6 protein-coding genes and 1 pseudogene are annotated in these 12,728 nt (G+C 66.0%); 5 read left to right on the top strand and 2 right to left on the bottom strand.

Going from position 1 to position 12,728, the window contains the following annotated elements:
- Positions 1–79: 79 nt before the first annotated feature.
- Positions 80–1,030 (top strand): slipin family protein, encoded by a 951-nt coding sequence (locus IG194_RS08755; protein WP_082996389.1) that lies wholly within the window; start codon positions 80–82, stop codon positions 1,028–1,030.
- On the opposite strand, the gene IG194_RS08760 is transcribed toward IG194_RS08755, so the two are convergent.
- Complete coding sequence (locus IG194_RS08760; protein WP_225617188.1) at positions 1,013–9,466, bottom strand: GH36-type glycosyl hydrolase domain-containing protein; 8,454 nt, start codon at positions 9,464–9,466, stop codon at positions 1,013–1,015. The genes IG194_RS08755 and IG194_RS08760 overlap by 18 nt on opposite strands.
- Positions 9,467–9,674: 208 nt before the next feature.
- Positions 9,675–10,064 carry a hypothetical protein gene (locus IG194_RS08765; RefSeq protein WP_176707192.1) on the bottom strand — a complete coding sequence of 130 codons (390 nt, stop codon included), beginning with the start codon at positions 10,062–10,064 and terminating at the stop codon, positions 9,675–9,677.
- A 262-nt stretch (positions 10,065–10,326) separates the two neighbouring features.
- On the opposite strand from IG194_RS08765, the pseudogene IG194_RS08770 reads away from it, so the two are divergent.
- From IG194_RS08770 to IG194_RS08785, 4 genes and pseudogenes are all read left to right on the top strand, one after another.
- A pseudogene (locus IG194_RS08770) lies at positions 10,327–10,480 on the top strand (DUF3396 domain-containing protein); the annotation flags it as partial.
- Positions 10,481–10,516: 36 nt separating this feature from the next.
- Positions 10,517–10,822: a hypothetical protein gene (locus IG194_RS08775; protein WP_058487466.1), complete on the top strand. Its 306-nt coding sequence runs from the start codon at positions 10,517–10,519 to the stop codon at positions 10,820–10,822.
- Between the two features lie 239 nt (positions 10,823–11,061).
- A complete protein-coding gene (locus IG194_RS08780) occupies positions 11,062–11,409 on the top strand; it encodes a metalloregulator ArsR/SmtB family transcription factor (protein WP_058487467.1) in 348 nt (115 codons plus the stop codon).
- Positions 11,410–11,431: 22 nt separating this feature from the next.
- Positions 11,432–12,715: an arsenic transporter gene (locus tag IG194_RS08785; RefSeq protein WP_058487468.1), complete on the top strand. Its 1,284-nt coding sequence runs from the start codon at positions 11,432–11,434 to the stop codon at positions 12,713–12,715.
- Positions 12,716–12,728 lie beyond the last annotated feature (13 nt).

Consider the following 12,728-nt stretch of genomic DNA (forward strand, 5'->3'; position numbering starts at 1 on the left):
AGGGTATCGCATAGACGAGTGAACGCCCCACGCGCAGCGTCAAGAGAGCCCCCATCATCGCACCGTCGGAGGTCCCACCATGAACCCCATCACCCTGTTCATCGTCACCGTACTCACGGCCATCGGCGCCGTGCTCTTCTACAACGACCACCTGGCGGCCGGCATCGCCCTGCTGGCCAGCGCCCTGGTGGTCTCGCAGGCACTGAAGATGGCCAATACCTGGCAGAAATTCGTGGTGCTGCGCGCCGGCAAGCTGCAGGGTGTCCACGGCCCGGGCCTGTTCGTCATCGTTCCGGTGCTGGACAGCGTGGTCGCGGTGATCGACGAGCGCATCCAGACCACCGCCTTCAACGCCGAACAGGCGCTGACCCGCGATACCGTGCCAGTGAACGTTGACGCCATCATCTTCTGGCACGTGCATGACGCCCGCAAAGCCGCGCTGGCAATCACCGATTACCGCCAGGCCATCGACCGCGTGGCGCAGACCTCGCTGCGCGAGATGATCGGTTCGTCGATGCTCGCCGCATTGCTTTCCGACCGCCGCAGCTCCGACCGGCAGCTGTGCCGAGAGATCGGCGAAAAGACCCTGGAATGGGGCGTGACCGTCACCTCGGTGGAAATCCGCGACGTGGCCATCCCGGAAGCCTTGCAGGATGCCATGTCGCGCCAGGCCCAGGCCGAACGCGAGAAGCAGGCGCGGATCATCCTCGGCTCGGCCGAGGCGGAAATCGCCGGGCGCTTCGTCGAGGCCGCCAAGGTCTATGCCACCCAGCCCTCGGCCCTGCAGTTACGGGCGATGAACATCATCTACGAGACCACCAAGGAACGCGGCACGACCATCCTGATTCCCAGCGCGATGGTCGACAGCATGAACCCGGCCGCCGTCGCCGCGTCCCTGGCGGCACAGCCAGGCGTGGTCTACGCCGGTGTCGGGCCGGCGTACGAACGGCCCCATGGCAATGGCCAGACGCCCGAGGAAAGACGCCAGGCCGCCCGCCTCAACGAAGCGCTGTCAAAGGAACAGTTGTAGATGGTGCTCGCCCGTCTCCAGCCGGACGCGTATCGTGCCCTCATCGCAAAGCAGCGGCCTGTCGTCGAGCAGCGCCCGCTGTATTCCCCGACAGCGCAGTCCGGCGGACACCAGGCTGATCTCGTAGCGGCAGCCTTCCAGCGAAACAATGGCCTCGAAGCCCGGCCAGTCCCTCGGGATGCACGGGTCCATGACCAAGTTCGCGCCCTCCCGGCGCAAACCGAGAATGCCCTCCACGCCTGCCCGGTACATCCAGGCGGCGGAGCCGGTGTACCAGCTCCAGCCACCCCGCCCGATGTGCGGGGCGACAGAATAGACATCGGCGGCGACCACATAGGGTTCGACCTTGTAGCGCTGCACTGCATCCGGCGTAAGCGCATGGTTGATCGGGTTGAGCAGCGCGAACAGCCTGGCGGCCTTGTCGCCCTCCCCCAGGCGCGCCAGCGCGAGGATATTCCACATCGCCGCGTGGGTGTATTGCCCGCCGTTCTCGCGCACGCCCGGCGGATAGCCCTTGATGTAGCCGGGGTCACGCTGCGTGTGGTCGAAGGGTGGGGTGAACAGTAACGCCAGGCCGTCTTCCTGGCGGATCAGCCAGCGCTCCAGGGCATCCATGGCGATGGCCGCGCGTACCGGGTCGGCGCCGCCGGAGAGCACCGCCCAGGACTGGGCGATGGCGTCGATCCGACATTCCTCTCCGGCTGCCGTACCTAGCCAGGCGCCGTCGTCGAAGGTCGCCCGGCGATACCACTCGCCATCCCAGGCGTCGCGCTCCAGGGCGTGCTGCAGCCCCCCCGCATGTTCGCGCCAGCGCTCGGCACGTTCGTCGTCACGGCCATCGGCCAGGGCGGCGAAGCGCTCCAAGGTATGCAGAAGCAGCCAGCCCAGCCAGACGCTCTCGCCCTGGCCACCTGCGCCGACGCGGTTCATACCGTCGTTCCAGTCACCGCCTCCGATCAGCGGCAGGCCGTGGGCGCCGGTCAGTTCCAAGCACTGGTCGAGGGCGCGGGCGCAGTGCTCGAACAGCGAGGCGCTCTCCTCCGCCGGCAGCGGCTGGAAGAACGCATCGCTCTCGCCGGGGTGCAGTTGCGGCCCTTCGATGAAGGCTACCGACTCATCCAGTACAGCACTGTCGCCCGAAGTCTCGATGTAGCTGGCACAGGCATAGGCCAGCCAGACCCGGTCGTCGGAGATCCGCGTACGCACGCCCTGCCCCGTCTGCGGCAGCCACCAGTGCTGCACGTCGCCCTCGACGAATTGCCGGCCGGCGACGCGTAGCAGATGGCGGCGGGTTTCCGCCGGGCAGGCGAACGACAGCGCCAGGCAGTCCTGCAGCTGGTCACGGAAGCCATAGGCGCCGCTGGCCTGGTAGAACGCCGAGCGCGCATGGATGCGGCAGGCCAGGGTCTGGTACAGCAGCCAGCCATTGAGCATGAGGTCCATGGCGCGATCCGGTGTGCGCACCCGGACCGCGCCGAGCAGCCCTTCCCAGTGCGCGATCACCGACGCGAGCAGCGCATCCAGGTCGGCCACGCGGTAACGCTGGAGCAGTTCGCGCACCTCACCGGCTGAACTGGCCTGGCCTAGCAGGCCCAGCACCTCGACCGACTCGCCGGCAGCCAGTTCGACCACGCACTGCAGGGCCGCGCAGGGATCGAGCCCGGAGCCGCAGGCCCCGGTCAATGGCACAGAGCCCAGCAGCGCCTGTGGCGCCGCCAGGCTGCCGGTATAGCCGATGAACTCGCTGCGGTTGGCGCTCCAGGCGCTCTGCCGGCCGCCGAGGTCGGCGAAGGCTAGCGGGTCGGCAAAGGCGATACTCCAGGGGTTGCGCGCCAGCAACGCGCCGCTGGCGGCATCCACCTCGGTCTGGATGAACGGCGCCGACGACCCGCGCGCGGTCCCTAGCACCCACTCCACGTACGCCGTGACCGAGAGCCGGCGCGTGCGTCCGGAGGTGTTGCGCAGGGTCAGCCGGGAGATTTTCAGCGGATCGTCCAGCGGTACGTACTGCAGCAGTTCCGCCTCGATGCCGTGGGCGCAATGGCTGAAGCGGCTGTAACCGAAGCCGTGTACACAATGGTAGACCCCTCCATCGCGGATCGGCTGCGCGGTGACACTCCACAGCGCCCGGCTCTCCTCGTCGCGGATGTAGAAGGCCTCGCCCGGCGGATCGACGACCGGGTCGTTGGACCAAGGGCTGAGCTGGTTGTCCCGGCTGTTGCCGGCCCAGGTGTAGCCACTGCCCTCGGCCGAGACCTGGAAGCCGAAAGCCGGGTTAGCGACTACGTTGATCCATGGCGCCGGGGTGGTGCGCTCGCCGTCCAGGTCGATTCGGTACTCCCGGCCGTCGCGGTCGAAACCGCCCAGGCCGTTGAAGAACTCCGGCCGCTCGCCGTTTTCACCGGCGGCCGCCGGCAAGACCGGGGCGATTGCCTGCGCATGCCTGGTCGGTGGCACGCGCAGCTCGGCCGGCGGCAGGTGGCTGAGCTGTGCTGCGATCAAGCCGCGCCGTGCCGGCAGGCTGACCCGCGCCACCGATTGCAGCAGCTCCCGCGCTTCCAGCGTCATCAGGTCGGCGCGCAGGGTATACACGCCACCGCGCAGGGCCTGACCGTTGGCACGCGGACGCGACGGGCTGCTGCGCACGGCGGTCTCGATGGCCACCTGCAGGTCCTGCACATAGGACGAGGCGCGTTCGTTGACAATCACCAGGTCGATGTCCAGGCCCTTCATGCGCCAGTATTCGCGGGCACGCAGCAATTGCCGCACCAGTGCCAGATCCTCGATCTCGTCGATGCGCAACAGGACGATCGGCAGGTCGCCGGAAATCGCTAGCGGCCACAGCCCCGACTGGCGCCCGGCGCCGCGCCGGAGCGCCTCGGGCGGCGCGCGGAAACGCCGGTCGGCGTACAGGATGGGCGCAGCCAGGCGCTGGAAGTCCGCGGCTTCCTCGACGTCGATGCCGAGGTCGCGCAGCTCTACCTGGGCCTGGGTCCAGGCCAGGGTCTTGGCGCGTTCGAAAGCGCTGCGCTCGTGATGCTTGTCGATCAGGTCCAGCAGCGCCTCGCGGGAGCCCGCCACCAGGGTCCAGAACGCCACCCGCGCGACCTTGCCCGGCGCCACCCGCAGGCGCTGGCGCAGCGCGAAGATCGGGTCGAGAACACTGCCCTGGCTATTCGACAGCGGCCGGTGCGAGTGGATCGCCTGCGCTTCGCGCAAGCTGCGGCCTCTGCCGAGGAAGCGGGCGCGGTCGGACTCGTACTGCGGCTCAGCGGTCAGCTCGCCCTCGACCACGGTGAAATGCGCCGCCCACACCGGCTTATCACCAGGCGAGCGCGGACGGCGGGTAGCCATCAGCGCGCCGAACTCGGCGAGGTACTCGGTCTGCACGAACATCCGCGAGAACACAGGGTGGGCAGCATCGGCGGCCGGGGTCGCGAGCACCACCTCGGCATAGGAAGTCAGCTCGATTTCCCGCGGGCGGCGACCGTGGTTGGTCAGCGAAACCCGTCTCACCTCGCCGTCGTCCTCGCCGGACACCAGTACATCGAGGGTGGTCACCAGCGAAGCGTCGCGCTGGATGAACTCGGCGTGGTCCTCGTCGAACAGCACCTCGCCGTTCTCCACCGCCTGCCCGCTGGGCTGCATGGTTGGCGACCACAGCGCCCCGCTCTGCATGTCGCGCAGGAAGATGAAGCTGCCCCAGTCGTCGCGGGTGGCATCCTCGCGCCAGCGGGTCACGGCGATATCGCCCCAACGGCTGTAGCCGCCACCGGTGGCGGTGAGCATCAGCGCGTAGCGGCCGTTGGAGAGCAGATGGGTAATGGGCGGTCCGCCGAGCGCAGCCTCGACACGGCGCAGCGTCGACACCTCGCCACGGCCCTCGCTGGCCGACACCGTGACCTCCTCAGCGCGCGGATGGGCCAGCGCCACATCGCGCGGCACGCGCTCCTGCAACAGCAGCTCACTGGCCTGGATCATCGGCTCGCGGTGCAGGCGGCTACGCATGCACCCGTCCTGCAGAGCATTGGCGATGGCGACGATGCTCATGCCCTGATGGTGGGCCATGAAGCTTCGCACGATCGCCACGCTTTCCTCGTCCTGCAACCGCGAACGGGTGAAATCCAGCGCTTCGTAGTAGCCGTAGCGGCCGAGCGCACCGATATCAGACAGTCGTTCGAAATTGCGCTGTGCCGCCTGCGGGTCGACCATCGCCGCCAGTGCCGTGGCATAGGGTGCGACTACCACGTTCTCGGCCAGCCCACGCTTGAGGCCAAGCCCCGGCACGCCGAAATTCGAATACTGGTAGGTGAACTCCAGGTCGCGAGCGTTGTATGCCGACTCCGAAATGCCCCAGGGGATGCCCAGGGTGGTGCCATAGGCCTGCTGCTGCGCCACCACGCACCAATTGCTCCGCTCCAGCAAGCTGCCGGCCGGTGCGCGCATGACCAGCGATGGCATCAGGTACTCGAACATCGAGCCGGACCAGGAGATCAACGCCGAACCACCGGCCACTGGCGTCGCGGTACGGCCCAGATGGAACCAGTGGCGGGTCGGTAGGTCGCCCTTGGCGATAGCGAACAGGCTGGCAAGGCGCGCCTCGGAGGCCAGCAGGTCGTAGCAACTCGGGTCGAGGCGATTGTCGTCCACGGAATAGCCGATCGACAGTAGCTTGCGTTCCGGGTTGAGCAGGAAGCCGAAGTCCATCTCCAGCGCCAGCCGTCGGGCAGTGTCGGCCGCGGCCTGCAGGCGCTCCGCCAGAGCGTCCCGATAGACCGGCAGACGATCGCGGCTGTGCTCGACCAAGGCCTTGCGCAGGGCCTCGATCCAGTACAGCAGGTCGCTCACAGCGCCCTCTTCCCCAGTCGGCACCAGGCAACCGGCCGCCTTGGCAGCCTTCTCGGCCAGGCGCCCGAGGCTCGGCAGCAGCACATCGAGCGCCTGCGGACCGCTCAGGGCAACGTGGATTTCTTCCAGCTCGGCCTGCAATTGCCGCAACGGCTCTCCACCGACCAGCGGCTGCCCAGCGATGCCATTGGTGACCTGTAGCGCCAGTTGCAGGTCATCCAGCAGGCCCTGACGCGCCTGGGCCACCGTTGGCTGGTCGCACCATTGCTCGCAGGCATTGGCGAGCACGATCAGGTGCCCGGCGAGGTTGCCGCTGTCTACCGAGGACAGGTACATCGGATCAAGGATGCGCAGGTCTCGGGTGCCGTACCAGTTGAAGAAATGGCCGTGGCTGCGCGGTAGTTTCTCCAGCACCGCCAGGGTGCCCTCCAAACGCGCCAGCGTCTCGTGGGCGCCAGCCCAGCCGAAATCGCGCGCGGCCACCGTTGAGAGCAGGTAGAGGCCGATGTTGGTCGGCGAGGTGCGGTGCGCCAGTACCGGCTTAGGCTGCTCCTGGAAATTGTCCGGCGGCAGCAGGTTGTCCGCCGGGGTAACGAAAGTCTCGAAGAAACGCCAAGTACGCCGGGCAGTCAAGCGCAGGGCCTCGGCGTCCTCCAGCGACAGGCTCAGCCGCCGGGCCATACGGGTTGGCCGGCTGCTGTACCAGGCGAGAACCGGTGCGCCCAGCCAGAGCAGCGTCAGCGGCAGAACCAACGGCCAGTTCGTCGGCACCAGGGCTAGCCCGGTGAGCCCCGCCAGCAATGCCAGCGTGGTGCCCGCTGCCATCTGCCGGTAGCTGCCGCACCAACCGGGCATTGGCCGGCTCGACGACTGCGCGGCCGTGGTCCACTCCAGCAGGTGCCGTTGGCTGACATACGTTCGCCACAGGGTACGGACAATAGCATCGCCCATGCTCCATGCCTGGTTGGGCAGAAAGGCCAGCGACAGAAGCATCTGCAGCGCGGTACGGCGTAGGTCGGCCCCGAGCATGGCGAAGTGACTGCGCAGGCAGATCGCCCTGCGTGCCGGCAACAGCGCGCAGGCGATCGGTAGCAAAGAAGGGATCACCTGGGTGACCAGCACCAGCAGTGTGGCGAGCAGCGCCAGGGGAAGCGGCAGCCACCAGCAGAGCAGCAGGCTAGCTAAGGCGAAGGGTGAGACCAGCGAGCGACGCAGGTTGTCGAGCATCTTGCAGCGGCCGATCAGCGGGACCGCATGCGGTCCCGTCCAGTGCCCGAGCATCCAGGGCAGCAGTTGCCAGTCGCCGCGGGTCCAACGGTGCATGCGCTTACTAGCCACGTCGAAGCGCGACGGCGACTCCTCGACCACCTCGACGTCCGAGGCCAGCCCCGCGCGGGCGAAGATGCCTTCGAATAGGTCGTGGCTGAGCAGGCGATTATCCCCTACCCGGCCGGCCAGCGAGGCCTCGAAGGCATCCACGTCATAGATACCCTTGCCGGTATAGGAACCCTCGCCGAACAGGTCCTGATAGACGTCCGATACGGCCGCCGCGTATGGGTCCATGCCGGCGGGGCCAGAGAACACACGCTGGTACAGCGAGCCCTCGCCGCCTATCGGCAGCGACGGCGTCACCCGAGGCTGGAGCACCGCGTGGCCGTTGACTACGCGTTGCAGCGCCGCGTCGAAGCGCGGCCGGTTCAACGGATGGGCCATCTTGCCGATCAGGCGTATCGCCGCCTCCCGTGGCAGGCGGGTATCGGCGTCGAGGGTGATGACCAGTTGCACGTGGGACGGGACCCGTGGCGGCTCCCCGGCGACCGGCAGGAAGCTGGTATCGGTTGCGCCACGCAGCAGGCGGTTCAGCTCATGCAGCTTGCCGCGCTTGCGCTCCCAGCCCATCCAGCAGTTCTCGGCGGCATTGAAGCGCCGACTCCGGTAGAGCAGAAAGAAGCGCTGGCCGTCGGGGCCGGGGCCATAGCGTCGGTTCAGGCGCTCAATCGCCTCGGCCGCCACCGCGAGCAAAGGCCCATCGCTGTCCAGTACCTCCTGTTGCGCATCGACCCCATCCAGCAGCAGGACGAACGCCAGGTCGCCGCCGATGCCCGCCAGATGGTGCACCTCCAGACGCTCAATCTGCTCCAGCAAGTCGGCCTCGCTGGTCAGCAGCGTCGGTACGGCGACCAGCGTACGCAAAGCCTGCGGTACGCCGCCCAACAGTTCCAACGCCGGCAGGGTTATGGCGCCGAAGCTCCAGGTGACCAGGCGGTTGATCAGGGCGGTTGCCGCCTCGGTCACCGGCACGCACAGGCACAGCAGGAACGCCAGTATCCAGCCCCAGGGGAGTGCCGGGCGGTATAGGAGCTGCGCCGCCAGCACCAGCAACAGGGCGCTGAGCAGCAGGATGGCGCCGATGTAGCCGCCTATGCCCAGGCGTACGTTGAAGCGACTCAGGCACAGACGCAACGGCGCGCGGAACGCGATGGCACGTTCCAGCGCCGGACGCCCCTCGGCAATCAGGTGAAAGCCCGGATCGGCGGCGCGGCGGGCCTCGACACCTTCCTGTCCGTCATGGGCAGCCCGGTGGGTGGCCTCCAGTACCTGATCGACCACTTGCAGTTCACTGAGCCTGCAGCCTCGTGCCAATTGCTCGATGGCGTTGCGATAGAGGTTGCGGGTTGGGAAATCCATGGCAGCAAAGGCACTGCCGGCACGCAGATGCGCATCCACCAGGCTGACGCTCTCGAACAGCCGGGCCCAGTCGATGTCGGAAATCAGCCGCATGCTGGTGATCACGTTGCGTACCGTAACGTTCGAAGCACCCTGGCGTTGCTGCGCGTGTTGCACCACCTCTTCGACCGTGGTGCCCTGCTCGCGCAAGCGCTCCTCCAGCCAGCCGAGCGTGGGGGTCGTACGCGGGTCCTGGTCGCGCAGGCGCTTGGCCAACTGCGCGGCGAACAGCTCGGACAGCGGCCCCCGCGGACGCTGAGCGATGTCCGCATCCAGCGCCGAACGGGCGCACCCGGCTACCAGCAGGCGGTCGGCCAGCGCATCGGCGTCGGCCCGGGTCTCCCGGCCGCTGCCGATCTGTTCGGCGAGCCGTCGCAGGTTCTCGATCAGCACGATGCGCAAGGTGATCGCCACCGCCCACAGCTCGCCGATGGTCAGCGGCTGGACGTGCTGGTAGGCAGTGATGAAGCGCCGCAGCAGATCCACGTCCAGGTGGCTGTCGGTATGTGCGACGAAGGCCCAGGCCAGCCCGAAAACTCTCGGGTAGCCGGCGAACGGCCCCTCGGCGAGCTTGGGGAGTTGCCGATAGTAGCCCGGCGGCAGGTCATCGTGGATCTCGCGGATCTGCTCTTCGACGATGTGGTAATTGTCCAGCAACCATTCGGCGGCGGGCACCACCGCATGACCACTCTCCAGTTCGGCGGCACTGGCCCGGTAGGCCGCCAGCAGGACAGCGGCGTTGTCGTTCATCCGAACATGCAGAGGCAGCACCGACGGCGGATGCTCAGTCACCTGCTGGGCAAGGGCCAGGCTTTGAGCATGCTGTTCGAGTCGCTCGACGCCGAACAGTTCTTCGCGCACAGGGGTCAGGCTGTCCCAGGGAGGGAATGAACGGCTACGGACAAAGGCCCGTCGAAAAAACGATGTCATAGGCAGGACTCCGGGTCCGTGGCAAAAGCCTTGGCCCCTTCAACAAAAGGCAGGGTCAGCCATGACGGTGCAAATACTGACGCCTCGATTCGGGTGAACGCTCGATAGGAAGCAAAGCGGCGCTGGGTACAGTTCAGGATCAGTCCCGACTGAAAAGCTTCTGCGCCATCCGATTGGCCTCATCGCGAGTCATGGAATAGCGCTTCTGCACCACACCCAAAACCTGTTGCTTTACCTGAATCACCTGTTTGAAGCGTTCCCGACTCCAGATCACCTTTATGGCATCAACACGCCTCCGCCATTTGGCGAGCAGGCTGGCTTCAACAAGACATTCGAACGAATCGTTGCCAGTCTGGGGTAAGGCCGCACCCCATGCGGGGGGAGTATCTAAGGCCGAATGGTCAGCCCATTTGTCAGAATCAGGGGTGTCGTCCTTCGTCTTGGGCAAGTCGGGCGCTTTCGACTCAACAGCTGCAGTCTTCACGTCGGAGAGCTGCCTGAACTCCTCGCCATCGATGGGTGCTTTCATGTAGACCTCTGAAGCGAACCGGCAACGCACGAAATTGTCCATTGTCGGTCCTCTCAGACTGACGGTCTTACCTGGTAATGTCGGTGCGCTGGCGCACTTACATCATCAGCACAACCCTCCGAATGAGGATAAGCACAACCGTCTCGCCGCTTATTGGAGCCAGTTCAGCCTCCGTTCTCGAGAAATGCCTGACCCCATACCGAACTCACACCCCTCAGACATGAAGTCGACATATACACCCAAAGCAGGTCAGGCAAGGCTGGGCTGCTCTCACGACGGCGAACTACGGCTGGTCGGCCGACCAGTGGTTCAAGCGCTTGGATGTGGATGAGAGCGAGATACCCGCCTGGCGTGCCAAGCTACTTAGCAACGAACCATATCTGGATGCCACGAATACCCTGCCGGAGCGTCTGTAGAACGGTCGTCACCACACAGTCAACGCGGAGGTCAACATGCTCTTGCCGGGCGCGGAAGCACAAGGCATGACTCACAACCAGTGCCTGGAGCTACTGGAAGGTGTCGAGGACACCCTTGAGCTTCTGACCTCCACACTGAGCTATCTGATCCATGCGGAGAGCCAGCGTCCCCTGCCGGATGCGGCAGTGATCGCTTCCTGGGAAGCGTTGCGAGAGGAGGTCATCGACGTTGAACATGCCCTGCCAGGCGCCGACGTGACGGTCTACCAGCAGACGTTGCTGATCTACGGCAAGCGCAATCGCGAGTTGCGTCCGTTGATTGACCGGTACATGGCCAAATAGTTACATCCCCACCGTCCTGGAGGCCGCCCGGCCTCCAGGGCGTTTACGCCCCACACTCCACGCATTTCCGACCGGCTCTGCAGCCAACCTTTCACGCGGGTCAGCATTGGCCTGATGAGTATGGGGAAAGCGAAGGGGACTGCAATGAGGGGTCCATATACGGACGCTCGAGTCCAATGAGCTTGCATTAAATATATGGAAATTCGTATATTCGATTTTCCATATATTCAGGTGAAGCCATGATCACTCCGCCCGAAGTCTTCAAGAGCCTGGCCGACGAGACTCGCGCCCGAGCGACCCTACTCATCGCCAGCCTGGGCGAACTCTGCGTCTGCGAACTGATGTGTGCCCTGGACGACAGCCAGCCGAAGATCAGCCGCCACCTGGCGCAGCTGCGCAGCAGCGGCCTGCTGCTGGATCGCCGTCAGGGCCAGTGGGTGTACTACCGCCTCAACCCCGAGCTACCCGCCTGGGTACACGAAATGCTGCAGGTAACCCTGCTGGCCAACGCGCAATGGTTGGCCGACAACACCCTCCGCCTGCAGAACATGGACGGCCGCCCCGTCCGTGACGCCGCCTGCTGCTGATCACCGCCGAGCAAGTCCTCCCATGCTGGTCGCCGTTGCTGTCTTCGTCTTCACCCTCATTCTGGTCATCTGGCAGCCCAAGGACCTCGGAGTCGGCTGGAGCGCCGCCCTGGGCGCGATCATCGCCCTGGCCGCCGGCACGGTTTCCCTGCACGACATCCCAACCGTGTGGGCCATCGTCTGGAATGCCACCGCCACCTTCATCGCCGTCATCATCATCAGCCTGCTACTGGATGAGGCCGGCTTCTTCGAGTGGGCCGCGCTACACGTGGCGCGCTGGGCAAACGGCAGCGGTTACCGCTTGTTCGCCTTCTGCGTGCTGCTCGGTGCGGCTGTCTCCGCGTTGTTCGCCAACGATGGCGCGGCGCTGATCCTCACCCCCATCGTCATGTCGATGCTGCTCGCGCTGCGCTTCTCGCCGGCTGCGACTCTGGCATTCGTAATGGCAGCCGGTTTTATCGCCGATACCGCGAGTCTGCCGCTGGTGGTTTCCAACCTGGTGAACATCGTCTCGGCCGACTACTTCGGGCTGGGCTTCGCCGAGTACGCGTCGATAATGGTGCCGGTATACCTCGCCAGCGTGGCCGCGACATTGCTGGTGCTGTTCCTGTTCTTCCGCCGGGATATCCCGAGGCAGTATGCCCTCGATGCGCTGAAGGAACCCAAAGCCGCCATTCACGACCGCGCCACCTTCATCGTCGGCTGGTGGACGCTGCTGGTCTTACTGGTCGGCCTGTTCGCCCTGGAGCCGCTGGGCATCCCGGTCAGTGTCGTGGCCGCTGTCTGTGCAGCGATCCTCTTCGCCGTCGCCGCCCACGGCCACCGCATCTCCACCCGTCGCGTGCTGCGCGAAGCGCCCTGGCAGGTGGTGGTGTTCTCCCTGGGTATGTACCTGGTGGTCTACGGCCTGAAGAACGCCGGTCTCACGGACATCCTCACCCACCTGCTCGACCGGCTTGCCGAGCAGGGACTGTGGAGCGCTGCCATCGGCACCGGCCTGCTCTCGGCGCTGCTGTCCTCGGTGATGAACAACATGCCCAGCGTGCTGGTCGGCGCCTTGTCGATCCAGGCCAGTAGTGCGGAGGGGTTGGTGCGCGAGGCGATGATCTACGCCAACGTGATTGGCTGCGACCTCGGCCCGAAGATCACGCCCATCGGCAGCCTCGCCACATTGCTCTGGCTGCACGTGCTGGAGCGCAAGGGCATGCGCATCACCTGGGTCTACTACTTTAGGGTCGGCACTCTCCTGACCTTGCCTGTGCTGTTGATCACCCTTTCGGCCCTGGCGCTGCGCCTGGGCCTCTGACGTCCGCGTTGAG

This window comes from Pseudomonas sp. ADPe, from assembly GCF_014843515.1.
In the GTDB taxonomy this organism is placed as follows: Bacteria; Pseudomonadota; Gammaproteobacteria; order Pseudomonadales; family Pseudomonadaceae; genus Pseudomonas; species Pseudomonas citronellolis.

Excerpts from the sequence above, each read along its gene's own strand:
- IG194_RS08765 (WP_176707192.1), bottom strand. The coding sequence starts at position 10,064 with ATGAAAGCACCCATCGATGGCGAGGAGTTCAGGCAGCTCTCCGACGTG.
- IG194_RS08785 (WP_058487468.1), top strand. The coding sequence starts at position 11,432 with ATGCTGGTCGCCGTTGCTGTCTTCGTCTTCACCCTCATTCTGGTCATC.
- IG194_RS08775 (WP_058487466.1), top strand. The coding sequence starts at position 10,517 with ATGCTCTTGCCGGGCGCGGAAGCACAAGGCATGACTCACAACCAGTGC.
- IG194_RS08755 (WP_082996389.1), top strand. The coding sequence starts at position 80 with ATGAACCCCATCACCCTGTTCATCGTCACCGTACTCACGGCCATCGGC.
- IG194_RS08780 (WP_058487467.1), top strand. The coding sequence starts at position 11,062 with ATGATCACTCCGCCCGAAGTCTTCAAGAGCCTGGCCGACGAGACTCGC.